The sequence below is a fragment of the Chryseobacterium sp. JV274 genome (assembly GCF_903969135.1).
Lineage (GTDB): Bacteria > Bacteroidota > Bacteroidia > Flavobacteriales > Weeksellaceae > Chryseobacterium.
Genome location: NZ_LR824569.1, coordinates 1,600,114 through 1,621,575 on the forward strand (window position 1 = coordinate 1,600,114; position 21,462 = coordinate 1,621,575).

42 protein-coding genes and 2 tRNA genes are annotated in these 21,462 nt (G+C 33.7%); 2 read left to right on the top strand and 42 right to left on the bottom strand.

What is annotated here, in order from left to right; genetic code table 11:
* Positions 1-228: 228 nt before the first annotated feature.
* The 26 genes from CHRYMOREF3P_RS07305 to CHRYMOREF3P_RS07425 all read right to left on the bottom strand — a co-directional run bounded on the left by CHRYMOREF3P_RS07305 (position 229) and on the right by CHRYMOREF3P_RS07425 (position 13,002).
* A complete protein-coding gene (locus CHRYMOREF3P_RS07305; RefSeq protein WP_180564262.1) occupies positions 229-1,266 on the bottom strand; it encodes a hypothetical protein in 1,038 nt (345 codons plus the stop codon).
* Positions 1,244-1,675: a hypothetical protein gene (locus CHRYMOREF3P_RS07310; RefSeq protein WP_180564263.1), complete on the bottom strand. Its 432-nt coding sequence runs from the start codon at positions 1,673-1,675 to the stop codon at positions 1,244-1,246. Before CHRYMOREF3P_RS07310 ends, CHRYMOREF3P_RS07305 begins: the two co-directional genes overlap by 23 nt.
* Positions 1,665-2,033 carry a hypothetical protein gene (locus CHRYMOREF3P_RS07315; protein WP_180564264.1) on the bottom strand — a complete coding sequence of 123 codons (369 nt, stop codon included), beginning with the start codon at positions 2,031-2,033 and terminating at the stop codon, positions 1,665-1,667. The genes CHRYMOREF3P_RS07310 and CHRYMOREF3P_RS07315 overlap by 11 nt, the downstream gene beginning before the upstream one ends.
* A 321-nt stretch (positions 2,034-2,354) precedes the next feature.
* Positions 2,355-3,686, bottom strand: coding sequence for a phage portal protein (locus CHRYMOREF3P_RS07320; protein WP_180564265.1), 1,332 nt, complete (start codon positions 3,684-3,686; stop codon positions 2,355-2,357).
* Between the two features lie 14 nt (positions 3,687-3,700).
* Complete coding sequence (locus CHRYMOREF3P_RS07325) at positions 3,701-5,053, bottom strand: PBSX family phage terminase large subunit (RefSeq protein ID WP_262889583.1); 1,353 nt, start codon at positions 5,051-5,053, stop codon at positions 3,701-3,703.
* Positions 5,031-5,588 carry a terminase small subunit gene (locus tag CHRYMOREF3P_RS07330; protein WP_180564267.1) on the bottom strand — a complete coding sequence of 186 codons (558 nt, stop codon included), beginning with the start codon at positions 5,586-5,588 and terminating at the stop codon, positions 5,031-5,033. The genes CHRYMOREF3P_RS07325 and CHRYMOREF3P_RS07330 overlap by 23 nt, the downstream gene beginning before the upstream one ends.
* A complete protein-coding gene (locus tag CHRYMOREF3P_RS07335) occupies positions 5,569-5,715 on the bottom strand; it encodes a hypothetical protein (RefSeq protein WP_180564268.1) in 147 nt (48 codons plus the stop codon). Before CHRYMOREF3P_RS07335 ends, CHRYMOREF3P_RS07330 begins: the two co-directional genes overlap by 20 nt.
* A gap of 6 nt (positions 5,716-5,721) precedes the next feature.
* Positions 5,722-6,135, bottom strand: coding sequence for a hypothetical protein (locus CHRYMOREF3P_RS07340; RefSeq protein WP_180564269.1), 414 nt, complete (start codon positions 6,133-6,135; stop codon positions 5,722-5,724).
* Between the two features lie 142 nt (positions 6,136-6,277).
* A tRNA-Leu gene (locus CHRYMOREF3P_RS07345) sits at positions 6,278-6,355 on the bottom strand.
* A gap of 154 nt (positions 6,356-6,509) precedes the next feature.
* Positions 6,510-6,621, bottom strand: a tRNA-OTHER gene (locus CHRYMOREF3P_RS07350).
* A gap of 397 nt (positions 6,622-7,018) precedes the next feature.
* On the bottom strand, positions 7,019-7,249 hold the full coding sequence (locus CHRYMOREF3P_RS07355) for a hypothetical protein (RefSeq protein WP_180564270.1): 231 nt from the start codon (positions 7,247-7,249) through the stop codon (positions 7,019-7,021).
* Positions 7,250-7,362: 113 nt separating this feature from the next.
* Positions 7,363-7,929 (bottom strand): recombination protein NinG, encoded by a 567-nt coding sequence (locus tag CHRYMOREF3P_RS07360; RefSeq protein ID WP_180564271.1) that lies wholly within the window; start codon positions 7,927-7,929, stop codon positions 7,363-7,365.
* A gap of 146 nt (positions 7,930-8,075) precedes the next feature.
* Positions 8,076-8,285 (bottom strand): hypothetical protein, encoded by a 210-nt coding sequence (locus tag CHRYMOREF3P_RS07365; RefSeq protein ID WP_180564272.1) that lies wholly within the window; start codon positions 8,283-8,285, stop codon positions 8,076-8,078.
* Between the two features lie 21 nt (positions 8,286-8,306).
* Positions 8,307-8,432: a hypothetical protein gene (locus CHRYMOREF3P_RS24245; RefSeq protein ID WP_262889584.1), complete on the bottom strand. Its 126-nt coding sequence runs from the start codon at positions 8,430-8,432 to the stop codon at positions 8,307-8,309.
* Positions 8,433-8,481: 49 nt separating this feature from the next.
* The gene (locus CHRYMOREF3P_RS07370) at positions 8,482-8,712 is read right to left on the bottom strand and encodes a hypothetical protein (RefSeq protein WP_180564273.1); all 231 of its coding nucleotides are present in this window, start codon (positions 8,710-8,712) and stop codon (positions 8,482-8,484) included.
* Between the two features lie 31 nt (positions 8,713-8,743).
* Positions 8,744-8,905, bottom strand: coding sequence for a hypothetical protein (locus CHRYMOREF3P_RS07375; protein ID WP_180564274.1), 162 nt, complete (start codon positions 8,903-8,905; stop codon positions 8,744-8,746).
* The gene (locus CHRYMOREF3P_RS07380) at positions 8,902-9,405 is read right to left on the bottom strand and encodes a hypothetical protein (RefSeq protein ID WP_180564275.1); all 504 of its coding nucleotides are present in this window, start codon (positions 9,403-9,405) and stop codon (positions 8,902-8,904) included. Before CHRYMOREF3P_RS07380 ends, CHRYMOREF3P_RS07375 begins: the two co-directional genes overlap by 4 nt.
* Positions 9,406-9,435: 30 nt before the next feature.
* The gene (locus tag CHRYMOREF3P_RS07385) at positions 9,436-9,738 is read right to left on the bottom strand and encodes a hypothetical protein (RefSeq protein ID WP_180564276.1); all 303 of its coding nucleotides are present in this window, start codon (positions 9,736-9,738) and stop codon (positions 9,436-9,438) included.
* A gap of 99 nt (positions 9,739-9,837) precedes the next feature.
* The gene (locus CHRYMOREF3P_RS07390) at positions 9,838-10,773 is read right to left on the bottom strand and encodes a phosphoadenosine phosphosulfate reductase family protein (RefSeq protein ID WP_180564277.1); all 936 of its coding nucleotides are present in this window, start codon (positions 10,771-10,773) and stop codon (positions 9,838-9,840) included.
* Entirely contained in the window at positions 10,770-11,054 is a 285-nt protein-coding gene (locus CHRYMOREF3P_RS07395; RefSeq protein ID WP_180564278.1) for a hypothetical protein, read from the bottom strand. The genes CHRYMOREF3P_RS07390 and CHRYMOREF3P_RS07395 overlap by 4 nt, the downstream gene beginning before the upstream one ends.
* Positions 11,054-11,311 carry a hypothetical protein gene (locus tag CHRYMOREF3P_RS07400; protein ID WP_180564279.1) on the bottom strand — a complete coding sequence of 86 codons (258 nt, stop codon included), beginning with the start codon at positions 11,309-11,311 and terminating at the stop codon, positions 11,054-11,056. The genes CHRYMOREF3P_RS07395 and CHRYMOREF3P_RS07400 overlap by 1 nt, the downstream gene beginning before the upstream one ends.
* A gap of 2 nt (positions 11,312-11,313) precedes the next feature.
* Entirely contained in the window at positions 11,314-11,865 is a 552-nt protein-coding gene (locus CHRYMOREF3P_RS07405) for a hypothetical protein (RefSeq protein ID WP_180564280.1), read from the bottom strand.
* A gap of 114 nt (positions 11,866-11,979) precedes the next feature.
* Positions 11,980-12,228: a hypothetical protein gene (locus tag CHRYMOREF3P_RS07410; protein ID WP_180564281.1), complete on the bottom strand. Its 249-nt coding sequence runs from the start codon at positions 12,226-12,228 to the stop codon at positions 11,980-11,982.
* The gene (locus tag CHRYMOREF3P_RS07415) at positions 12,225-12,554 is read right to left on the bottom strand and encodes a hypothetical protein (protein WP_180564282.1); all 330 of its coding nucleotides are present in this window, start codon (positions 12,552-12,554) and stop codon (positions 12,225-12,227) included. The genes CHRYMOREF3P_RS07410 and CHRYMOREF3P_RS07415 overlap by 4 nt, the downstream gene beginning before the upstream one ends.
* Positions 12,554-12,733 (bottom strand): hypothetical protein, encoded by a 180-nt coding sequence (locus CHRYMOREF3P_RS07420; RefSeq protein ID WP_180564283.1) that lies wholly within the window; start codon positions 12,731-12,733, stop codon positions 12,554-12,556. Before CHRYMOREF3P_RS07420 ends, CHRYMOREF3P_RS07415 begins: the two co-directional genes overlap by 1 nt.
* Before the next feature lie 80 nt (positions 12,734-12,813).
* On the bottom strand, positions 12,814-13,002 hold the full coding sequence (locus tag CHRYMOREF3P_RS07425) for a hypothetical protein (protein WP_180564284.1): 189 nt from the start codon (positions 13,000-13,002) through the stop codon (positions 12,814-12,816).
* Positions 13,003-13,262: 260 nt separating this feature from the next.
* On the opposite strand from CHRYMOREF3P_RS07425, the gene CHRYMOREF3P_RS24250 reads away from it, so the two are divergent.
* Positions 13,263-13,391, top strand: a complete 129-nt coding sequence (locus tag CHRYMOREF3P_RS24250; RefSeq protein ID WP_262889585.1) for a hypothetical protein — start codon at positions 13,263-13,265, stop codon at positions 13,389-13,391.
* On the opposite strand, the gene CHRYMOREF3P_RS07430 is transcribed toward CHRYMOREF3P_RS24250, so the two are convergent.
* The 15 genes from CHRYMOREF3P_RS07430 to CHRYMOREF3P_RS07500 all read right to left on the bottom strand — a co-directional run bounded on the left by CHRYMOREF3P_RS07430 (position 13,388) and on the right by CHRYMOREF3P_RS07500 (position 20,860).
* A complete protein-coding gene (locus CHRYMOREF3P_RS07430) occupies positions 13,388-13,804 on the bottom strand; it encodes a hypothetical protein (protein ID WP_180564285.1) in 417 nt (138 codons plus the stop codon). The two genes, CHRYMOREF3P_RS24250 and CHRYMOREF3P_RS07430, sit on opposite strands and share 4 nt — an antisense overlap.
* A complete protein-coding gene (locus CHRYMOREF3P_RS07435; protein WP_180564286.1) occupies positions 13,801-14,613 on the bottom strand; it encodes a hypothetical protein in 813 nt (270 codons plus the stop codon). The genes CHRYMOREF3P_RS07430 and CHRYMOREF3P_RS07435 overlap by 4 nt, the downstream gene beginning before the upstream one ends.
* On the bottom strand, positions 14,610-15,233 hold the full coding sequence (locus tag CHRYMOREF3P_RS07440; RefSeq protein WP_180564287.1) for a hypothetical protein: 624 nt from the start codon (positions 15,231-15,233) through the stop codon (positions 14,610-14,612). Before CHRYMOREF3P_RS07440 ends, CHRYMOREF3P_RS07435 begins: the two co-directional genes overlap by 4 nt.
* Positions 15,230-16,111 (bottom strand): hypothetical protein, encoded by an 882-nt coding sequence (locus tag CHRYMOREF3P_RS07445; RefSeq protein ID WP_180564288.1) that lies wholly within the window; start codon positions 16,109-16,111, stop codon positions 15,230-15,232. Before CHRYMOREF3P_RS07445 ends, CHRYMOREF3P_RS07440 begins: the two co-directional genes overlap by 4 nt.
* A 72-nt stretch (positions 16,112-16,183) precedes the next feature.
* A complete protein-coding gene (locus tag CHRYMOREF3P_RS07450; protein WP_180564289.1) occupies positions 16,184-16,618 on the bottom strand; it encodes a helix-turn-helix domain-containing protein in 435 nt (144 codons plus the stop codon).
* 102 nt (positions 16,619-16,720) lie between these two features.
* Positions 16,721-16,996 (bottom strand): DUF3127 domain-containing protein, encoded by a 276-nt coding sequence (locus CHRYMOREF3P_RS07455; protein WP_180564290.1) that lies wholly within the window; start codon positions 16,994-16,996, stop codon positions 16,721-16,723.
* Between the two features lies 1 nt (position 16,997).
* Positions 16,998-17,915 carry a hypothetical protein gene (locus tag CHRYMOREF3P_RS07460; protein ID WP_180564291.1) on the bottom strand — a complete coding sequence of 306 codons (918 nt, stop codon included), beginning with the start codon at positions 17,913-17,915 and terminating at the stop codon, positions 16,998-17,000.
* A complete protein-coding gene (locus tag CHRYMOREF3P_RS07465; RefSeq protein ID WP_180564292.1) occupies positions 17,915-18,523 on the bottom strand; it encodes an ERF family protein in 609 nt (202 codons plus the stop codon). The genes CHRYMOREF3P_RS07460 and CHRYMOREF3P_RS07465 overlap by 1 nt, the downstream gene beginning before the upstream one ends.
* Positions 18,524-18,525: 2 nt before the next feature.
* Complete coding sequence (locus CHRYMOREF3P_RS07470; protein WP_180564293.1) at positions 18,526-18,801, bottom strand: hypothetical protein; 276 nt, start codon at positions 18,799-18,801, stop codon at positions 18,526-18,528.
* 16 nt (positions 18,802-18,817) lie between these two features.
* Positions 18,818-19,186 (bottom strand): hypothetical protein, encoded by a 369-nt coding sequence (locus CHRYMOREF3P_RS07475; protein ID WP_180564294.1) that lies wholly within the window; start codon positions 19,184-19,186, stop codon positions 18,818-18,820.
* A 139-nt stretch (positions 19,187-19,325) separates the two neighbouring features.
* On the bottom strand, positions 19,326-19,619 hold the full coding sequence (locus CHRYMOREF3P_RS07480; RefSeq protein WP_180564295.1) for a hypothetical protein: 294 nt from the start codon (positions 19,617-19,619) through the stop codon (positions 19,326-19,328).
* A complete protein-coding gene (locus tag CHRYMOREF3P_RS07485; protein ID WP_180564296.1) occupies positions 19,616-19,855 on the bottom strand; it encodes a hypothetical protein in 240 nt (79 codons plus the stop codon). The genes CHRYMOREF3P_RS07480 and CHRYMOREF3P_RS07485 overlap by 4 nt, the downstream gene beginning before the upstream one ends.
* A 79-nt stretch (positions 19,856-19,934) precedes the next feature.
* On the bottom strand, positions 19,935-20,333 hold the full coding sequence (locus tag CHRYMOREF3P_RS07490; RefSeq protein ID WP_180564297.1) for a hypothetical protein: 399 nt from the start codon (positions 20,331-20,333) through the stop codon (positions 19,935-19,937).
* A gap of 57 nt (positions 20,334-20,390) precedes the next feature.
* Complete coding sequence (locus tag CHRYMOREF3P_RS07495) at positions 20,391-20,591, bottom strand: hypothetical protein (protein WP_180564298.1); 201 nt, start codon at positions 20,589-20,591, stop codon at positions 20,391-20,393.
* A complete protein-coding gene (locus CHRYMOREF3P_RS07500; RefSeq protein ID WP_180564299.1) occupies positions 20,588-20,860 on the bottom strand; it encodes a hypothetical protein in 273 nt (90 codons plus the stop codon). Before CHRYMOREF3P_RS07500 ends, CHRYMOREF3P_RS07495 begins: the two co-directional genes overlap by 4 nt.
* Positions 20,861-21,045: 185 nt before the next feature.
* Here CHRYMOREF3P_RS07500 and CHRYMOREF3P_RS07505 point away from each other — a divergent pair, with 185 nt between their 5' ends.
* The gene (locus CHRYMOREF3P_RS07505; protein WP_180564300.1) at positions 21,046-21,237 is read left to right on the top strand and encodes a hypothetical protein; all 192 of its coding nucleotides are present in this window, start codon (positions 21,046-21,048) and stop codon (positions 21,235-21,237) included.
* Here the strand turns inward: CHRYMOREF3P_RS07505 and CHRYMOREF3P_RS07510 are convergent.
* On the bottom strand, positions 21,234-21,461 hold the full coding sequence (locus CHRYMOREF3P_RS07510; protein WP_180564301.1) for a hypothetical protein: 228 nt from the start codon (positions 21,459-21,461) through the stop codon (positions 21,234-21,236). The genes CHRYMOREF3P_RS07505 and CHRYMOREF3P_RS07510 overlap by 4 nt on opposite strands.
* Position 21,462 lies beyond the last annotated feature (1 nt).

Here is a 21,462-nt window from a genome sequence, read left to right on the forward strand (position 1 = left end):
AATTAAACGGCAGGGTTCGAACCTGCTTACGTCATGCGGATTTCTCCCGAAGGCTACCCCATGTAGCGCAACTAATTGTAAGATTCAGCGTCCTGAATGAGTTTACTGTTATAGCAAATTTACGAAATTAAAACAAAAAAAGCGATCACAAAATATGCAATCACTTTATTCATTTTTTACTGAAGCAAGTAGAAAACCACCTACAAGTGTAATGCAAATTTAAATATTCTATTTTACATAGCTTTTATTATCCACCATAAAAGCTGGCTGAGTTTTCCAACCTTCCATTTTAGCTTTGTTTTCGTCCATGTAGGTTTTAAAATGATTTGGAACGTCAGCAATATAATTCTCCGATTTTTCAGGTGGTAAATTGAGTCCTTTGTTTATTTCATCAATGATTTCCTTATCTGTTTTACGGACTGTGAAGCGTTGACACATGCATCCGATATGCCAGCCTTTCCATATGAAATTTTTCGGATAAAAACCTTTAAGATCATCACAGATGTCAATAATTTTATGTGCATTGCTCAACTGGATTTGATAACCAACAATGTCGTTATTCTGCATGATACGAAGCTGATCTGACTCTCTATAACCTAAATTGTTCTCCTCTTTAGTAAGACGAACAGCATTTGCCATGCTGCTACGATATACACCTTGTCCCGGTTTGTAGGCTTTCGCATTCTTACTCAATGTCAAATTACCGTGCTTATCTCGGACTCTTCGGTATAGCCTATCCGGTTCTCGAAGGTATTTTTTTATTTCCCTGGCTAACTGTTGAGCGCTTTTACCTTCGGACAAGCCCAAATCAAGTGCAAATTCAAGCTCTTTCTTGGTGTTTTGGGTAATTGACCATACCCGTTCTGAAATATTGAATTTACCTACTTTACGTTCTTGAAATGCTTTTAAAGCTTCTGCATTCCTTGGCATTGGAGCATCTTTGAGCTTATTTAAAACCTCTGCAGGTATTTCTTTTGAGATCCGGTTTAAAGTTGCCAGTTTTAAAGCGTCATTCTTCAAGTCTCCAATATTCCATGAGTAAGCAGTAGACACAGTTATTAATTCCCGTAAATCAGAGTTGAATTGATTAAAAACCTCTTCAATATGCTTGGTTATCTTTGGATATTTCCTAAACTGAAAAAGCCCTTCCTTTAAAGTTGCTGGCAGGGATGAAAAGACAATGCTTTCAACAAGGTCATTGAAAAGCTTTTCAACTCGTCTTAAGTATTGCTCTACTCTTTTTCTATGTTGCTTGTCGAAGTCCATTATCTATATCAACTATAAACCCAATACTTGTTAACCAATTGACCATTATTTGAATAAAAGATTTACCTACCGTTAATTCCATTTTACTTCTGCAAAGAATTGCTTGCACTACGTCGTTATTCGCTTCAAACAATTGAAATTCAGAGTCTAATTCACTATATCCTATTGATCCTGTTTTACCATTTCCGAATTGAACATCGTAATTTTTGGCGGAAGTTTCTTTTATAATTTTTATCGTGTCAATAACACCAGCCGGATTATTTTTAGTATGACTATTATATTCATCAATCCATTCTTTCGGCAACTCATGATATTGGTTAAGCATATCTATTATGGCTGACCTCAATTCCTTTTTTCTTCTAGCAATCCAAACGTTTTTAGGTTCAACACCTGATTTATTATTTTCCATTTTCAATGTTATTAAAGAATCTCTCTATTTGTTCAAAAAACCACCCCGTTAAATAAGCCTGTGTTTCATCATTGTACATATCAAGCACAAGCCCTCTATCTTGAAAGACGTGATTAACAAGATGAACACACTCATGAGCTATTGTTGATCCTTTTGGGATTCTCTTAAAAGCTACTACATATTGCGTATACCCACTTTTATAATGTGCCGGAAACACGCATGCCTCGTAACCATTATCAAGCGGTGAAGACCAGTCACTTTGTTTTTCATATTTCTTATTAACCTCCTCCCATCCATCAGAATGAATAATGGTTAAATCGCCAAAGTAGATCGGAATTTTAATAGTTTTCTTTTTCATAGATGTTTTTCGGCTTTTTGCAAGTTGTGTAATTGGTATGCATAATGTTTTGCATTTGAATGAGTTAATTTTTTTGTAATGTATTGTCTGTAACCTTTTCTATATTCACCAAAATGATTAGAAAGACAAATATTATAGGTATATTCTCTGAAAATAATACGAAAGTATTTAGAAATTTTATTTGTATAGATTATTTCTACAATACATTCTTTATAAAAGTCGAACATTTCTTTTCTTTGTTGACCATTCATAATTTTAATTTTTACCTGTAAATATTTATTGCAATATTAAATTCTTTCTTCTGAATTATCTTTGCAATACTCATACTCCAAACGTTTGTGAATTCTCTGTTTCCGCTGAATATTGGTTTTCTTCACGAATTCGCTTCATTTCTTCCTCTGGATCGTCAATACCCAACTCTCGCATTGCGGTTTCAGTGCTCATAATCTGCTGACCGCCCGTTGCATCTATTAGATAAGCAATCTTTTCTTTTTTATCGTTAATAATGTATGGATTATAGACAATATCAACTTCTAATTCTTCCAGCTTTTTGGCATCTTTTGTGCTCAGAACATTCGCTAGAAACGCTTTAATGATGTTAATTCGTCTCGCCAAATAATCATCCCATATTTCACGCTTCATTTCCACTTTCAAGTGAATATCCATGAAGTAATATTGCGCAGCAACACCAGATATAGCTCCCATAGACTTAAGTTTTTCAAAGGAAATATCAGGTGTTTGGGTGAGTTTGTATACAAATTCTTTGAGATTGTCAAATTCCAGTTTTTGAGATTCTGTATTATTATCCCATGTAAGATAGTCTAACTCTGAATCTTTTTCCATTTGGAAAATAGCCCCTTTCTGTCCCTTCCTAGCAAAACCAGTTAACTCACCTTTCGCCTTAACTTTTGGATCCGCATGATAGTCATTAGTTTCAGCATGCCCAGAAGCTAGTTCTTCCATCCTTTCAATTAAAACCTGCACAATATCCCATTCGGTTTTCTTTTGTGACCCATACACAACCGGAATTTTCCCAATTAAATTTCGCTCTCTACTTTCTTCAATCCATTGAGATTCCTTTTTTAGAACAATCTTTTCTTCAGCGGTGTATATCTCCCTATATTCAACTTCTTTATCGCTTTCGTCCTTTAAGGTAATTTCACGAACAAAGGCAGTCATATCTCCATTTTCAAAAACAGGGTAGAAAACGTCACCTTCTGTTGGTTGCAATAATTTAACACGCAATCTATCAGCTTCGGGTGTTAAATACCAGACCTCTGCTACTTTTGTAGTTCCATAAACTTCCCTTGCTGCATCACGTGTTAAAGAAATGATCTTATTTTGTTTTAAAACATCCTGGACCAATGAGAAACTGTCATTAGTAGGAATGTATGTAACAGGTTTACCAAAACCAAACGCCACAATTTTATCAACTATTAACTGCTGAAACGCAAAACCAATTCTGTTAATTGGTTGCGAATACGTCCCTTCTTCAGTTTCAACGAGCTTATCCGGGTATTTCGTTTTATTTGTGAAAATCTCGTGTGTCTCCACGTTATACTGCAGAACAGCTTTCGATAAATAGTCCGTGTTCGGTCTTAGTTTATCCAACTTCTTTACTATTTCCTCTGCATCTAATCCTTTCAAATCCATATATAGTATTTTTATTATCCTAACATTCTGCCAAGCTTTTTAAGATCGACATTTCGAGTTGTTTTGAGTTCTTTGTAGCAAGCATACCTACAAGCATCAATAAGGTGGTTATAAGCATCAACCGGAACGCCTGACTTCTTATCACTCCAAACATAGTTGTTCAGCTCTTTGATAAGGTTTATACTCCCCGGATCAATCACCAACTGATAATCCTGCATTAAAGCAATTCCAGCCGATATGCTTCCCGGACCTTTCTCAACTGCTTCAATATTATTTCCCCGTTTTCTAAGCTCTTCAATTAGTCTTGATTCTGCAGAATCTGCATAAACCTTACGAGTTCCCGCAACTCGTTTATTAGCCTCATAAATATCCGTGGTGGTAAGATGTGTTTTGTATAATTCTTCCCGCAGATATATCTTTTTCCGGGCCTTATCAATGGATGCACTGACCAATGTCGTAGGGTCAACGGAAAAACCGAAATCCTGGCCGTGTAGCGTGGAATTAATCTCTTGATAATCACCAATAATCCAATCTGTAAACACTACTCCTTCTGCTTTGTCAAGCCAACCACCAAGAACAGAATGCGCATAGTAATTGTGCCATTTCTTTATTTTTTCTGGTAAAGAATCTCGTTCTTTCATTGGAGTCGATAAGTATTGATGATACGCGTCTTCTGTCTTCTCAAAGTCCTCCATAATGTGATCAGCCGTCCAATCCCTTTGCCCATCTTTATAGGTAGTATGGATGTAGCAAACACCATCTTTTACACCATTCCATCCATCCGGAATACCTCTTTCCTCGAAGAATTCTTTATGCACCCAATGTTCCTTAGTTGTAGGGTTGAGAATCAGAATACAGAGATTAAACACATCTTTTGCTCTGATGGATTTTCGAATTTTATCCCACTCTGAAAACGATGGCATTTCCTCAGCTTCTTCCAGTACAAATATTGAAAACCCTTTTAGAGATTTAAGGTTTGCTGTTTGGTTCCCGGCAGAGGTCTTAATCCCTTTGAAAACAACCTTTGGTGTAGTCTCTGACTCTTCCTTTTCTCCTTCTTTATAAATAATCCGGTCTTTGTTTATGTTGAAACGATCTCCATAATTGAGAAGATCAAGCTTTTCTTTAAATTCAGGTATTACAGAGTCTTCTGTAGAAGTCATTGTATATCTAGTGTACAGTATTCTATGACTGAATGATGATACTGCTTCAGCAAGCATTACAGATGCGGTAAATGATTTAAATGAATTACGTCCACCTGTAAGTATAGCAACGGAAAAAGGCGGTTTAGATTCATCTTTACCACCTCTTTTATATTGCAACCATTCAAACAATGGCTCAAACTTATTTGGAATCTCCAAAACCACGTGTGAAAATGATTTTTGTTTGTTCTTTTATTTCGACTGGATTGTCTGGATCGCCGGTTAGTTTTGTTTCAGTCTTGTCTGTCCAGCCCATGTTTTTAAGTCCCCAAATAACGCCAACAACTTTATCTCCAAATAGTCCTTTTTCATAATTATTTTCTACTTCAAGTAAGGCTCTTTTTATAGGGTAAGAAAAACCGTCTTTTTTCCCATAGTCGTAAAGGGATTGTCTGCTTTCAAAACCTAGATACATAGCTAATCCAGTCATTGTGGGTTCCTCTGGATAACGAGTCCATATCTTTACTGGCTCGTCTTCGGTCGTTGTAACAGCATCTTTCCCTTTTCCGGTAGTTTTACTTGTTATCTTTCTTTCGATAATAAACTCCCCTTTAATCCATTCGAAGTATTCAAGAAGTTTTTCAGCAAGCTCTTCACCGTTTGAATATACGGGTGTTCTTCCAGGTGAAAACTTATTCCCCTCCGCAAACTTTCCATCCGGCTTTCTTCCTTCATTCTCTTCACTCTTCTTCTTTGCCATTTCTTATCCCGTATTTTTTATCCAAGTATTTGACCCACTTCCGGTATTGTCCTAAAGGTGAGAAATCAGGATAAATAATTTTTTCTTTTTCTTTATTCACCGCACTCCCTGTCACTCCCTCTGCCATAGAAAATTAGCTTATTTTAATCCACAAATAATCAACTTGTTGCTCAACTGTAAGTCCTTTGTAAGGAACTGCATAACCGTTTGATCGCAAGTAGTCTAATACTTCAAAATATTCATTTGGAGAAATATTTGTTGAATGATAGTCCAAATAAGAATCAATAAAGTTTTTGACCTGCTTTATTTTACCTTCATTAGTGTAATGATTCCATTTCAGTATTCCGGCGATTTTCAACGCATCTTTATCCGTTAAATCAGGAAGACGCTTAAGCTCCAAATATCCGTTCTTTAACAAATGCTGAATATGAAAGCACATGCCACCTATCTTACTTAAACCTTTTTGCTCTGGAAAGTAACTTCTAAGCACATTCTGTCCGTAATACTGAGCCATAAAGGCAATTTTATTTTCTACACTGTTCTCCATACTCCCTAAATTAAAAACCCCGCTACCTATTACAGCAGCGGGACACCAAATCACAAAATATTAATATGAAAAATTCCTACTGCATTAAATCAATCTAAAATGATAGTCTTTCCTATCAGCCAGCATTACAGATGCCTCACTGGCGAAATGGTGGGAATCGAACCCACGTCACCTATTAAAGGTTCTCGTTTAGCGAAGCATTCCACTATGCTACATTTCGCATGTAAAAGCAAACTATAACGTTACCTTCGTTTGTTGAATATGCTTTCTCTTATTGACATTGGCGCACTTCTCACCTTAGGAATATTACTCCGTTTTCCCGTCACGTTCACAGTTCTCTCCGGATTGCTTTTAGCACTTGCTTGCTTTTATTGTGGAAAAGGATGGATTCGAACCACCGCCTCGCTTAACTTTCCATTAGTAATGGATTAGGTTTCCCACCTATTTTAAAAGATTAAACTGCTCTACCATCTGAGCTACTTTCCCGTTTCCACGGCTTTTACCCCGTGGCTTTGCTTTTTCCACCTTTACAATTCTAATCGTGCACAATCCAGATGATCAGTCTGTTTTCATTGTAAAGTCGTAAGGTCGCTCTTACTTCTCTCGTCTTAAAATGTTCGCTGATACTCCGGACTCGAACCAGATTCTCTACTCCAACTTCATTTGCCTATCCACGGCTGTAGCGCATTACCTATATGCTAGCATCACGTTTATTACAGTTTATTAGTATCTGTATTTTTTATTTCATCATAGTCAAACTTAGTGCGCGTGTGAATTTTACTTGTTGAACATTTATAAGATTCAAGTACAAACTTCTTGCACGTCAGAACATCCCAAACCGCAGAAAATCTAAATAACCAGACTAAATAATACTTTTTTAAATTCATGGCGTAATCGATTTCCATGAGTTAATCTGATTTAATTTTAGTTTTAAAAAACTAATAATAGTTGTTGAGTTGTTGAGTGCTAAAGAATAGCTATACATCTTTATATCTTCATATATTTCAGCCTCTAGATCTTTACCTAATAATTTACAAATCTCATTTCTAAGCTTGTCTATCTCATTGTTTTTTTTTACCACATCATGGTGCATATCGAAATTAAATACTTTCATATATTTTTATTTTAAAATTCTAAAAAACACCAAGCACCCTACTTCATCAACCAACTAACCACCCCTTCTGCACTCATCATCTGTGCTTGGTAATTAAACAACAATTAATCATATCAAATACCGTCATATTCCTTCTTCATCTCCTTAATTTTATTACGGTAATACTCAATTTTTTCTTTTATCTCTGGAATTGAAAGCTTAAGTAAGGATTGTTTAGCCTTCACAACAAGCATATCAAATCTTTCTTGTCCTATTAGCCTTGGCAGTCTTAAAGAATATTCAGCTAGATTCCCGTGTCTATGTAAATTACACTCAACACAGCTAACATGAACATTGTCTTCGCTAAATCTTACATTCGGATGCGATCCAACCGCAAAAAAATGTGAGGCGTGTCCATTCCCATCAACCATACACCCGCAACTCACACACGGTTTACCCTTGTCTCTAATTCTAATAAACTCGTTAAATACCTTCTGTAAATCGTTTAAATAATCTTTGTGAGTCTTTAGCTTCTCCTTCCTGATCTTCTTCTCTTTCTGCCAAAGTTTAGCATTTTGCTTTTGAATATTTGAATGACCTAAAGAAATTGCGCAGCTCCAATCACATACTTTTTGAGTAGTCTTACTCGGTATAAATTCCCCGCCACACACCGCGCACTTCTTAGGCTTTATCTCCTTCATTTCCAACTGCTTTATAGTAAATTTACAAAGAATCGTGTAGTTAAAAAAGTATTTTCTAACTTTTTTTATAGTTTTTACTAACAATTTTTATTGAATAAACTAACATTGAAATTTTGGACAAAAAAATACCCCTGTTAATGCAGGGGTTATTTTGGTAAAGTAATACGTATTGTGTTTAAAGGCCTTAGATAAGCTATTTTCTTTTCGGCGACCATCTTATCCAGCAACTGATTTCTTTCGGGTATTTGGAGTTGTATTATCTTGTCCAGTTCATTTAAATCCGTTCCATTCGCGCCTCCATTTATTTTATGATCGGCTTTGACTTTTTCAAGTATTTTTGCTTCTATTTCTTCCATGTTTTCCATGGAGTAAATATACTAAAACAATATCCAGTAAAACAATCCTATCAACCCGAGAATACTCAGCCAGGTTGTAACTCCGATAATTCTCATCTGCCTATCTTTGTGCTGAAACAATAAACAGTCTTTAATAAATTCTTTCATGTTACTAATTTAGTTTTGTTGTTTGATTTGGTATTGTGGGTTTCCGTAATTAATTTTCTTTTAGATCAAAAAAATTATTTAAATCTGACTCGTTGTTGAATTCTTTAAAATTTAAAATAACAACATTCTCCTCATTAAACCCACTCTTTTCAGCTATTGATTTTCCTACAATTTTTTTGTTAAAAAACTTACCGTCTCTTGTAATGTACCCCCAGTTTCCATATCCTGAAATTTTATCAGTTCTAATTGAATATGAAATAAAAAAATATCTCTCTTTCATAATTACAGTATTTCAAAATTCACATTTACTTTTAAACATTTCCAGCCATATTTTTTTTAGTTTCATACCATATCATAGAACTGCCTTCAATGAAATTAGATATACATGCCCTTTTTTCATAGCTCAAAGTATGAGGCATTATTATTCCATTAATATTCTGTATTACATAGTAATTTTTAAATGTTATTTTCATGGTTTAAGTATTTCACATATTATACATTTCTCAGGGTTAAACGTCCGGGATTCGGCTTTCTGCCATTTATCCAAGTCTTCATAATAGCATTCTTCATCCCATTCCGGTGGAGTATCCAAAACATTAATATTTTCGTGATACCCGTAGTTATCTTTTACTGGTTTTTTCACAGGATTCTCTCCCCAATGGTAGCCGTAAGCTCTGACGGCAGAAACGAAAGAATCTACAGCATCATCAGCACAATGTGACCAATGATCTTCTTCAAAGTCTTTTTCAGTAGCATCATATTTCCGATAAACGGCTAAACTATCCATATTTTCAAGGAAATTCTCTACATACGGGCTTATAATATCCTCTGTTATTTCAGAGCCTTTACATAAAACTTCTTTATCAGCTTCCGGAAGACCTTTGTAAAGTGAATATTCTACTTCCATTTCATGGACTGTTTCATACTCCACAATAAGGAGCCTTTTGTTTAGTTCTAATTGTAACTGCTTCATGATTGTTCTTCTTTATTCATTGTTTTGTTTTTAAAATCTATAGTCTATTTCAATTCTTTCCACTTCAATCAATTCAGAATAATTGATTTTGTTCTTTTTTAAAATTTGTTTTAGTTGATAAATAACACTGTCAGCCTTTTGTAATGGATGATGAGAATCTTCAACGTAAAATTCTGTTTTAATCGGTTGACTGTCTCTGTTCCATTTTCCATTGTGAAGCGAAACTGAAAACTGATTTACATGAGCAGCAAAGTCAGTAAAGCAATCGAATCCAATAGTCTTACATAACATTGATAAATATTGTATTTCGCATATTTTACTTCTAATTTTCATTTTATTTTATTTTTTTGGTTATCGTTTTCCTAATGTCAGTAAGACGTTATTTTTTTATTAATCCGTGAAGGAAGTTTATTAGTTCAGGGGATTGGTCTTTTAATTATCAATCCCACATTCAGAGTATATATCGCAACTTTCTTCTTCTAATAGATCGAATAGGTTCAATTCTGGAAATTCCATCGCATCGTCAACAACTCTTTTATTGAATGTTTTTGCTTCATTAATCATCTCCTGAACACTTCTGTTTTTTCTGAAGAATCGACATGGTAGATTTGGAACTTCACCTCTTTTTTTAATTTTATCCAATCTACTTGCTGGCACATAGTTCTCATATTTTAGCTCCATATTTCTAAAGAAATCATACTGTCCCTCATTTTCCTTTGCCAACGTGAACAGTTTTGCATCTGATTTTTTCCAGCAGGTTTTGCAGTTACCTTGATAACCTTTCAATTTCAACCTAAACGGCTGTTGATTCCACCATTGATTAATCATTTTTTTAGTCATAGGTTTTTCTTTAATCAATGGATAGAGGATTTTATTTTCTTCTCTTTTTGCATTCATTCGGTCAAACTCATCTACTCTGATACCGATGGCTGTATAGTAATCTTTCCACTTTATTGATTTTAAATATGAATTAATTGCATAAAGTTTTAATTCTCGGTTGCAATGAGGCGTTGTCTGATTTGGAATTCCGTGTTTTTTTATCATCTGCTCGAAAGGTTCACCATTTCTAGAAGCTGATTTGAAATCAACTATTCTGTGTGTAGTTCCTTTTCGATACTGCATATTAAAAACAGCTTCTACCCATATCACTCTGACATCAAAGTATTCGCTACATTTTTCAACAAATTCAAGAGTTTCCTCATTCTCCTGCCCAGTATTCGCAAATACTACTTGTATCTCATATCTCCATTTCCAGTTCTCTAATATCCACCATAGCATATAAGCTGAAGTTTCTCCTCCTGAAAATGAAATTAAAAGCCTCGGCAATTTTCCCCGTAAATCCGCTGTTAGTTCTTCTAGTGCTTTCATATCCTCGAATTAATAAAATCATCATACGTGAAATACCCATTACTTTCAATTAATGCAACAATATCACATACCGGGACATTGCTTCCGACTTCATCAGTAAAAACCAATCCATCACCAGCCTGGCTAAAACATCCTAAATCCTCAACAAAACTGTTCTCAATTTCAGCATCTCTTGTTTTCTTATATTTTTTTAATATTTCAATAACAATTGCTCCACATGCTAAATCAGCTTTAGTAGATAAATCATCAGCTTTTTTCATTAGGTTTTTTATCTTTTCCATTATTGTATTTTGTTTTCGGGGTTAATGATTGAGTATTCGTCAATAAAAAAATATTGATCTTCTGAGGAATAGTTTATGGTAGCATTCTCCGCTATTCTCTTCTGCTGTTCCTCCTGGACGAAATCGCAGGCTTCGAAAATGTACTCATCTAAGTCAATATCGAATTCTATACAGCAATTTTTTAAATCATTCCAGTTTTCAAATTCTCTGGTTCTTGCATACTGATCAAAGATCTCTTGTTTCTCTTGGTGACTCATGGCTAGTTTTCTTTAAGTTTTATCCATCCGTATTTTTCAAGGGTATCAATATTTAGATTCATCCATGGTAAAGCGTAACCTTTACTTCTCAAAAAATCCAGCTGAGCGACATTAGGCGAGTACTGTGAAACATAGTTAAATCTGTAGGCAAACTTTCTTCTTCTTTTAGAGGACTTATATTCATACTCGAATGATACACCATCATTGTGTTTTTCTGTAATTTTTAGATTTAAATAGCCATTATAACCTAATCGTATGTAGGTCAATGCATCATCATCAGAACAGCCAGGACTAAAATTTTCTAATTGTTCCCAATATGTCAATTCTGAACCTTCTGAATTCACAACCTGAATCGCATTTGGAATGTCATCCATTGAAATTCCCCTGAACTTCTTCCCATTGTAAGCTGTCAGAGTTCCATACATATCCCAAAATTCAACTCCTAATTTTCCAGCCTTTCGCATTGCTGAAAACACTGCTTTTGCAGCTTTTTTTTGCTCAGAATTTAAACCATACTTTTCAAGCATTTCTTCTGAATTATATTCTATTGCCATTGTTATATTTTTTTAATTTGACATAAGTCTGGTGCGTTCGCTATGTTTTGCGAACTTTGACCTTACTTTAAATTGTTGTTGTTTTCCCCTTTAGAATACGTCCGGGTTTCCGTTTTATTTTTTGTTTGATTCGTTCATAAAGTCAACGAAACCCTGCATATCATCAAGCTCTTGCTGTCTTGCTCTTGCAACTTCTATATCTGATTTAACGAATAGGTTTTTACATTTTTGGCAGGATACCATATCTTTATCGTTTGTAGAATTTCCATCATTAAGATAAGTCCCACAAATTCCAGTTTCGCTCCAGCTTTCTTCGTCTGATGGATTTGCGAAAGGATCATAGTGTGTCTTTAAATATCTCATGATTCTTTTATTTTCGTTAGTAAATTTTTTGCTTTGTCATAAAGTCTTCCTCCGAAATTTTCCCATCCATCATTATCAATGTTTTCTTTAATGATAATAGACTCAAATTCTATTGCCTCGGTTAATTCGGTTAGAAGCTCCATCATCTCATCCTCATAGTCATTTACTTCTTCTAGCCAGTATTTAGGATGTACTTCATATACACCTTCTAACCAAAATTTTTTATCGTGAATGTTAAATTGAACCCATCCATCATCTGTATTAAAGTAATCGGATTCATCCGGCAGTCGATCAGCTGTCGACACTTTTATATACTTAGTTTTCATTAGTCTAAATATTTATCTGTTATTTTTAGTTTTTCGTAGAGCCTTTTAAGATCTCTATTTTTGTACTTTAGAGTTTTATTATTTGTGATAATACCAGAATTAATTCTGCTTTCTATCGTTTCAATTTCACAAATAATATTGATGTATTCTGGATTTGATTTTCTGAAATAATCTTTCATTTTTAAAAAAATATTTTGTTTGAAATAAAACCGGGCTTTGGAATCCGCCACCCGGAAAAACTAACCATGTGAATTTTATTTTAATCAGGCTTCTCTTCTCCAATTTCAATGATTACAAAATTTTCCTGATTTAAATACCTTCCGTTTGTATATTGATGGAAAAAATCTATTTGCTCTGTAGGGTTCATTTCTTTCGATGAAGTAAAAGCACCAGTACCCAATACTGAATTATTATTTCTCGATGTAATTTTAAATCTATACCTTTTCATGTCGTTGTAAATTTTAATTGTTGTTCGATTTTGCTGTTACAAATATAAACACATTTATTTATATAAACAAATATATTATAAACTTTTTAATTTATTTTTATCTTCACGTATAAACATTATTATTTATATCGTATATTTGCAATATGGAATTCAGAATTAAAGATGTAGCTACACGTAAGGGGATCACATTACAAGAAATGTGTTCAAGGATTGGCATAAGCTATATCGATTTTAATCAGAGGTTAAAAAGAGGCCCTAAAATGGAGCTAATACAAAAGTGCGCCGACGCTCTCGAATGTTCTGTTTTTGAACTTATTGCTTCAGATCAGTACGCAGAACATTCATATAATGAGAATGGAGAATGGAGAGGAGTTTTAAAGAAAAACTAACTTTTTCTCAAAAGCGATTCCTGGAATTTAATCACCCTCTGTTGCTGTTCTTCAGTGGAAGTTAAGAATGTGAAAACAAAATCATCAATCCCTAATTCTTTTTGATCAAAATTTTCATTGCCTGTAAAATGTTTATTAAGTTGTTTAAAAGCCGTAATTAGATCAAACACTCCGTCTCGCGAATGAATCAAACCTTTGTTTTTTAACATCTTAGTCCCGGTATCTACCATAGTTGTTCCGATAGCGCAGAAGCTTAACCACTTTTCAACTTCATTACGGTCTTTTTCATTATAGTTTTGCGGTCCAGTTAAAGGCTTTATCAGTGGTTTTTGTTTTATTGGGGCGGTGTTGATAAATGAAACTGACACCGGAACTCTATTTGCCGTATTTTTTAATAATTTTGAATAATTCATAATTTAAAATTTTCTTTTTCATATGGACTTAAATCACCCAGATAAGGAATCATTTGATCATCCATTGTTAATGCAAAATCTTCAAACCCCCTCCCTCTTGTCAATGCTGCAGAAACTATACTTTGAAATTTATCATTCGGATCTTTCTGTATTCTTATCGCTGTTTCGCAAAGATTCATAAGGTTAGTTCCTAAATGCCCCCTTGGTTTAATAAAGCCTGATGATGCATTCTCGTGAAGGACAACCAGAATATGTGTTTTATACTTGCTTTTCATATTCAAAACCCACTCTGTAACTTCTGAACTTTCCTGAGCACTGTTAAAGTCTCCAACGAAGTGAACAATGTTGTCAAGTATTACCATTCCGCAATCCTGATTCTGCATTAAAAAGTCTTCAACTATTTTCTTCTTTTGATCTTTATTTAAAGTCGAAATACAGAAATAATTAATAGCCTGTTGAGTCATATTCCAGATTATTCTAGTTGATCTTAGACAATGAAATCTTGATTGTTCAGTGTCAAAAACAGCTATGTTGTTACTGTAATAATTTGAAAACATTTTATCATTTTCTCCGGATAAAACCGTTTGACAAATAGATCTGATCAACGCTGATTTTCTTGATTTTGCAGGACCAAAAATCATTGAAACATTGTCTTCTGTGAATATTGGAATTTTACGCCCAAATTCTTTTATTGACAATATTGGAGTGGGTTCTGGAATATCTTCATCAGGACTTACCAGGTAATCATTTAAATTTATGATTTCTGCTGGCTTTTCAACCTGTCCAATAGGCTTTAATTCCTCTATCATACCCTACTACTTAACGGTTCTATTTTCATGAATTTAGCGAATCCTTGATCTAGCTTTTTAAACATTGGAAAATTATCTTTAGCGTAAGCAATGGACTTATTTAACAACTCTTCTACCTGCTCAAAAGTAATCCTGTCTTCCTTTTTTATCTGGATCATTTCTTGTTTAGTTACTTTTAAATTCGACAGGTGATCTTTTTGCTCCCAATCCTGCTCTGAATACATTTCCTTTATGTACAAATCCCTGTCTTTCGGTATTCTCTCGTACTCCTGATAAATCCAAAGCTCATCGGCAATCATTTGAATTATTTGCTGTTTAGGATTTATTCTGCTGGATAATTTGTTTAGTATTACACTTGCCTCGGGCATTCCTAATGGAAATCTAATTTCATCTTCGTTTTTCTCTTGTAGAAAAGCTTTGTTTTTAATGTTTTGAACCTTGTAAGCAGACAAAAGATAGAATAAAATCAATGAATCTTCAAGCTCAGTATTTCTACATTTTGTATTTTCTTCTTTTATCAACGCATTTAAAGCGTCAATATCATTCTGATTTACCTTAATTGAACCAGAACCACCTAAAGCGTATTCAAATCGATTTTTGAGGTGTCTAATTGCTTTCATTTGTTGAATTTTTTAATTGTGTCCTGTACGAGTCTTGAAAAATCTTGATCTTTGCCTATTTTGTTGTTTACGTGACTGATGATTTTATCCAGGTAGTAAACTTCGTCTTTGTCCTTCTTTCTGAATGCTGAAACCGATTTTACTGTCTTGAACCAGAAATCATCAAATCCAGATTCTTTACTTGCGCATTTCTGAAAATAGCAGTAAATACCTATCAGCTTATCCGGTTTTTGCTTATCCACTTCAACAATCAACCTGATTGCCTCATACCATTTTGAAATTTTGGCATCTGTTAAAGTTTTCTGATTTGGATTCTCCTTGTTCCACATTTCCCAAAACTTGTAAGCCAGAAACAAATACTTTCTCTCAAATTCAAATTTTTTATAGAGCTCGTGGAAATCATCGATTTTCACAAAAGAATAATTATATAGATTATTAATACTGTTAGTAGTAATTATATTATTATTCTCTTTCTCTTTATAAGGTGGGTTGTTTTGGGTTGTTTTTTTGGGTTGTTTGGGTTGTTTTTCATCTTCACTTTCATTTTTTTTAGCATTATTATTGCCTTTAGGCGCTCCTCCTTTTTTCCCGTTTTCCCTATTTGCTGTTGCTTTTTTTAATCTCTTATTAACACTGTCGCAGGTTATTTGGTCACCTTCTTTGACCATTAAATCGGTAATTTTTAACCAGACATCTTCCCTAATAGTTGTGGATAAACGACGCTCAACTTTAATCTTTTCGTTTAATATGTAGCCTGAATTGTCATACATCATAAACAACAATTCCAAGTAAATATATCTTTCAAAGGGATTCAAAGTGTAGAACGAATCGCTGGTCCACCAATCTTTAGGATAAAATGTAAATCCTAATTGTGCCATATCATTCATTAAAACTTAAGTTATTTCAATTCGGTACCCATGCTAAAACATCACTAATGCATGGTAGTTTTTTTAAAGCTTATCAATAGCTCTTTGAATTCTAAATCTTTCAACTTCTTCTGGTTTGAAAAACATTCTGTTTCCTATTTTTTCAGCGGAAACTTTTCCCATTCTTCGATGTTGTTGAAGATTCATTACAGATATTTTAAGTACTTCTGCTGCCTGTCTTGTTGATAAAAGACCATTAAATAGTTTTTCTGGCTTATCATCAGGTTTAACCTGTCTTTTGCCTTCCAACTCAATTGTGTACTGGCATTCTCCAGGCTTTGCGAATCTGGCTTTACGATTAAGTGTTTTTGCGTAAATTAGGGTTGCTTCGGCATCTATTTTTCCTAATGCTATTGATACACTACTATTTGGAATTTTATCACCTGGTAGGTAACCCAAGTCTTTACATAGACTTAATCTTATTGCCTCAATTTCTGGGTTTGGTTTTGGATTTCTCATTGTTTTTCTTTTTGTCGTTTTCAATTCGGATTAAGCGTTTTTCGTTCCATTTGAATAGGCCATTGCTATCTCGGCCAGTCCAGTATCCGTCTTTTTCTTTCATCAGGAAAGTTTTTGAATCTTCCAGGCAACTATCGAGTTGAAATATTTAGTTTCGCCTAATGGAGAAGTCCATTCTCTGCCACGAATATTGATTCCAACATTTACATTATCACCTTCTTTAATCGGGTCAAGAATGTCAATCTTATCTCCCATAACCTCTATGTTAATAGGTTGTGGATATTGTTCTGTAGTTAGTATTACGAATTCTCTTTTTTGAAATCCTGAAGCGAATGTTTCAGGATTTCCGATTCTTTTAATTGTTCCTTGTATTTCCATGCTATGCTATTATTTGTATTATATTATTTATTGGTTTTACTGTGTTCATAAATTCTCTGCCGAGATTTATGCATTCGTTTCGTTGCTCTATTCTAATCTTATCAAATGAATGAGGAATCATATGAATTCTTTCAGCGTCTGGTATTTCTACAAAATCATCAAACCATTCAATGTATGCGTATGAAGATTCTGTACAATATTTTTCTAAGCCAGCTCTAGTATAAATGTGATTTGTAATTATTCTTTTCACATCTTCAATGCCTGAATCTTTAATATCACCGTCAAATGTTAAAATATCTTTAGAGTATGAAGATTTAATAATTTCCCTATCTACTAGATTTGAAGGAGTGTCAATAAGAACAAAGCAAAGCAGTGATTCATAAATTTTCCACAGATCCATATAGCTATCAAGCTGTCTTAGATAAAGAGAACTAGCCGATTCTAATAGGTGTTTAATGAAAGTTTCATAACTGTATGTAGACTTAATATCCGGGATTACACTTTTAGAAAAAACATCACGCTTGCCTGTCACCCAATTATTTGATTTTCTTTCATCATCTGAAGTCAATAATATTTTAAGAACTTTAGAGATTAAATCTCTGGCCGATTTTTCAACTTTTAAGCCTTTTTCCAGATATGCATTTTCAAGTATTTTTGATCTCCCGGATTTTTCATAACATACAATCTTAGTTAATTCAGCTTTATTGAAATCTGAAAGTTCAAATTTTCGACTTTTCATTTCCTTATATTCAAGGTCTTTTAAATCGTCTTTCTGTTTTTCAGTCAAGATCCTGCCTACTCCAGAATTCCTTTCTCTGTATTTTATTAAGGTAGAAGCCTGATCTGCTGTTAATGGTTTAGGAACATTAATTATATTGCCAACCATATGAGATCTGAATATATATTTTGTAAAATCCATTATTTAGCTTTTGTAAGTGAAGTGTGTTTTTTAGAGAACTCTATTTTGGTTCTAATCTGTTGTTCTTCTGAAATACTTTCCCAAACCTCCATTAATTCATCTTTTGTTCTGCTTTTACTTATGCTCTCTAAAATGTCTTTTACAATTTCATCCTGCTGCTCAGGCGTTATATTGTTTTTAGCGTCTACATCATCTTTAGAAGTGTCTATATGGAAGTACTTTAGAAGAAAATATCTTTCACCGTAAGTAAGAGCGGAACCAACGCCTTTATCCCATCCGTTCTGGCCGTTAGCTCCGAAAAGATTTATATCGGTATCTCCTGTTTCTACATCAATCCATGTAAATTTCATTTCAACTTTAGAAAGAATTTCCGAGTTATTTTTTTCGGTTTTGTCTTTGTTTATCGTTACATAATCCTGACGTTCGTTTTCAATAGAAAGAATTTCCTGTTTTAGAAGCAATGAATATTCGTTCATTAGTGGTTTAAGGTGATTAATCACTTTTTCCCCAGAAGTATATTCATAGTTAAATGATTTCTTATCTTTTTTTAAGCCAATAAGCTCTTTTTGGATTTTGTGCAGTTTTTGGTAGAGTGATAATTTTTCCATGATTAATTAATTGTTTTTGTGTACACGGCATATGATTTACTACCGATCTTTTTTGATGATGTTTGATAGATTTTTTGCTTTGCTTTTAGCTCTGAGAAGCGTCCGGAAATTGTGTGAATCTGGACTCCCAGTATATTGGCAATCTCAATAGTTGATTTAATCCCGTCTACTTCATTTAAAACCCTATCCTGCATTTTAGGAATAGTCACCTTTACTTGTTGAAATGCCAGTTTGGAATTTGCGTTGTTACGCCCCCGGCTGTAGTCTTGAATATCCATATCATTTTTGCTTTGGTTAATAAATTGGTGGTTTAGGTGGAACTGTAATTTTTTGGAAGTGAGTGTAATTTTTAATATGGGTATCTGATAAATCATCTATTTCCCAATCTCCGTTTGTATTATTATACCACATGTAATATCCATTTTCTAACTCTTCATATGATTCTTCATTAAGAACCATCCATCCATTGTTGTTTTCGATTCCAGATAATTCATTTGGTCTGATAGAAGCCCCTGTTAGAAATTGTTTCTGCTCAAAGTCATTTATATTAAAAGAGCCATATGACTGCACATAGTTTGTCCATCCATTTTCATCAACTCCTCCGTCTACTGCTATGTGTTCCCAATTTTCCCAAGCCTTTCTAATTTTATCTTCTTTTGTCATGATTATTGATTTGATTGTTTAAACTCTTTGATGAACTCGTTTAAGGCTGTTGTCTCCATTTCAGAAAGCTTATCGTGGCCTAATCGTTTGTGGTTTACGTAAAAAACACCACCAACGTTTTCTATTATTACAGTTACTTTCATGATTGTTTAGGTAAATAATGTTTACAGTTTTTTCTTATGAAGTCAAAATCAGGATGTACTGGAATTCCTGAATCTGAAAACTTACAAAGATTAGTTTGCCATGTTTGGCGATAAGGCTCTTCCATATCATTATGGTCAATTACAATACATTTATTAATGCATGACAGACATGATCTAAATTTTGGATTCTTCCAGTAAGTACAATTTTGCTCATGATTTAAAGCCTTTTGCTTTTTCCAAAATCCCCTACCGCAATCTGAATAGTATCTAGTTACTTTTTTTGATTTCATGATAAAGTGTTTTGAATGGTTTCTAAAAAACGTGAGAACTGAGACTCACTTTCAATCTTAATGTCTTTTTCCCTACCTGTACCGATACATATCGAAGCAGAATTATTATAGACATATACTATTACTGAAGGTTCTGAGCTTGCTATCTGTAATTCGTAATAAACTTCATCTGAAACTTTTTTCGTAAAGTCCTTATCAATTAGAAATTCAGGACTTAGTATTTCTGTTAGGTTCATGATTATTGTTTTTTAAGTAAGTATTCAATTAAACAGATGAACTGATATATAAACCAGCATTTGAGTAGAAATAAAGCTTTCATGATGCTAGTCTTAAAAAGTTAGACCTGTTTTCTGAAAAGCTAATTCCGGAGCTCTTGAAAAGATTAATGTTGTGCATTCCGTCAACTGCTCTACTTCTCCAATATGTAACATGATGCATCTGACCTCCTTTTGACCCTTTGCGATAAGAAGAAAACCAACGAGCGATCATTCTCTTTATTCTCTTGTAACCAGGATTCGATTTTAAAACCATTCCCGATACTTGCCCGAGCTTGTTTAATATTTGAAACTCATTAAACTTAACATAGATTCTCTCCCCATCTTCCAACCACACAAACCCATGTACTCTTTCTCTGTTAGTTCTGAAATCAGTCTGCTTGTAAAATTCAAAAGCTTTGATCTCTTTGTCCAAAATTTTCTTTACTTTTGCCTTCATGATGTAGTGATTTTAATTACTATTTCGTTTTTGCCGAGTCACCTTTGCCGAGGTGGCTCATTTTTTTGTAAAATATTTTTCTTTGAAATCCTTGAATGATTTTGACTTGCTTAAGTAACTTGCGTATTCATGCTCAATCTCCTTCTTAGTCTTTTTTCTTGTTTTCAAACCACTCAAAATCTTTTTACATAATTCCTCTCTTGTTTCAGAAGGAAGCTTTAGTAAATAATCTTCTGCTATTTGATAGTCTAGATTCATGATTGAAGAATTAAACTGAGTTCTTTTTTACACTTAAGGGCTTCCTTTCTTTTAGCTTCTGCATTATTGAATGCTTTTTTTGCCAAACTGATAATTCCCTTTTTATTTTCTTCTGAAATATTACCCGCTCTTCTTTTTACATAGTTTAAAGTTGAAGTACTTATCCCCGTCTCGGTATTAACATCAGCAATATCCTGAGCCGTTGTATATTCTTTCAAGTAGTAGGAAATTTCTGCACTTATCGTTTTCCCAATTATTAAACTTTCCATACATTATTTGTTTTAATTAAAAATTAGTTTTATCACTGTTTTTTCGCATTCAACAAAAAGATTACCTTTGTGTTGTTGTTTTGTTGAGACAAATATACACACAATGTTTGTTATATACAAGCGTTGTTTGTTTATTTTACCATCAAAACACTTAACTAATTGATAACCAGTGAGAAAAATTTTATATGAAAGAATTATTAGAAAAGATTAGCGAACACGCTATGGCGTTTGATAAAGACGAAAACCCCGCTGAATACAACGAGGTTTTAAAGCTTATTAAAAAAGGGTTTGTAAATAGATTGAATTCTACCGAAGAGAAAGAGGTAATTTTTGTACGGATAACACTAGAAGGAAGAAAGGCGCTTCTTAAGCTTTAGTTTTCTTTAAATCTTTGAAACTCAACAATTACAAAATGCTGTGGTTCTTGTTTCTCTTCAAATGTTTTGAGGTTTTGCTTTGTTATTCTTGTGACTGAATTTTTTCTACTAACAACAAAACGTCTCATAGAGTTAAATAAATTTAAAAACTGTTCAAAAGTATATTCATGTTCGTACTGGGGATATAGCTTTAAAAGCTCAATACTTATTTCCTTGTCGTTCATA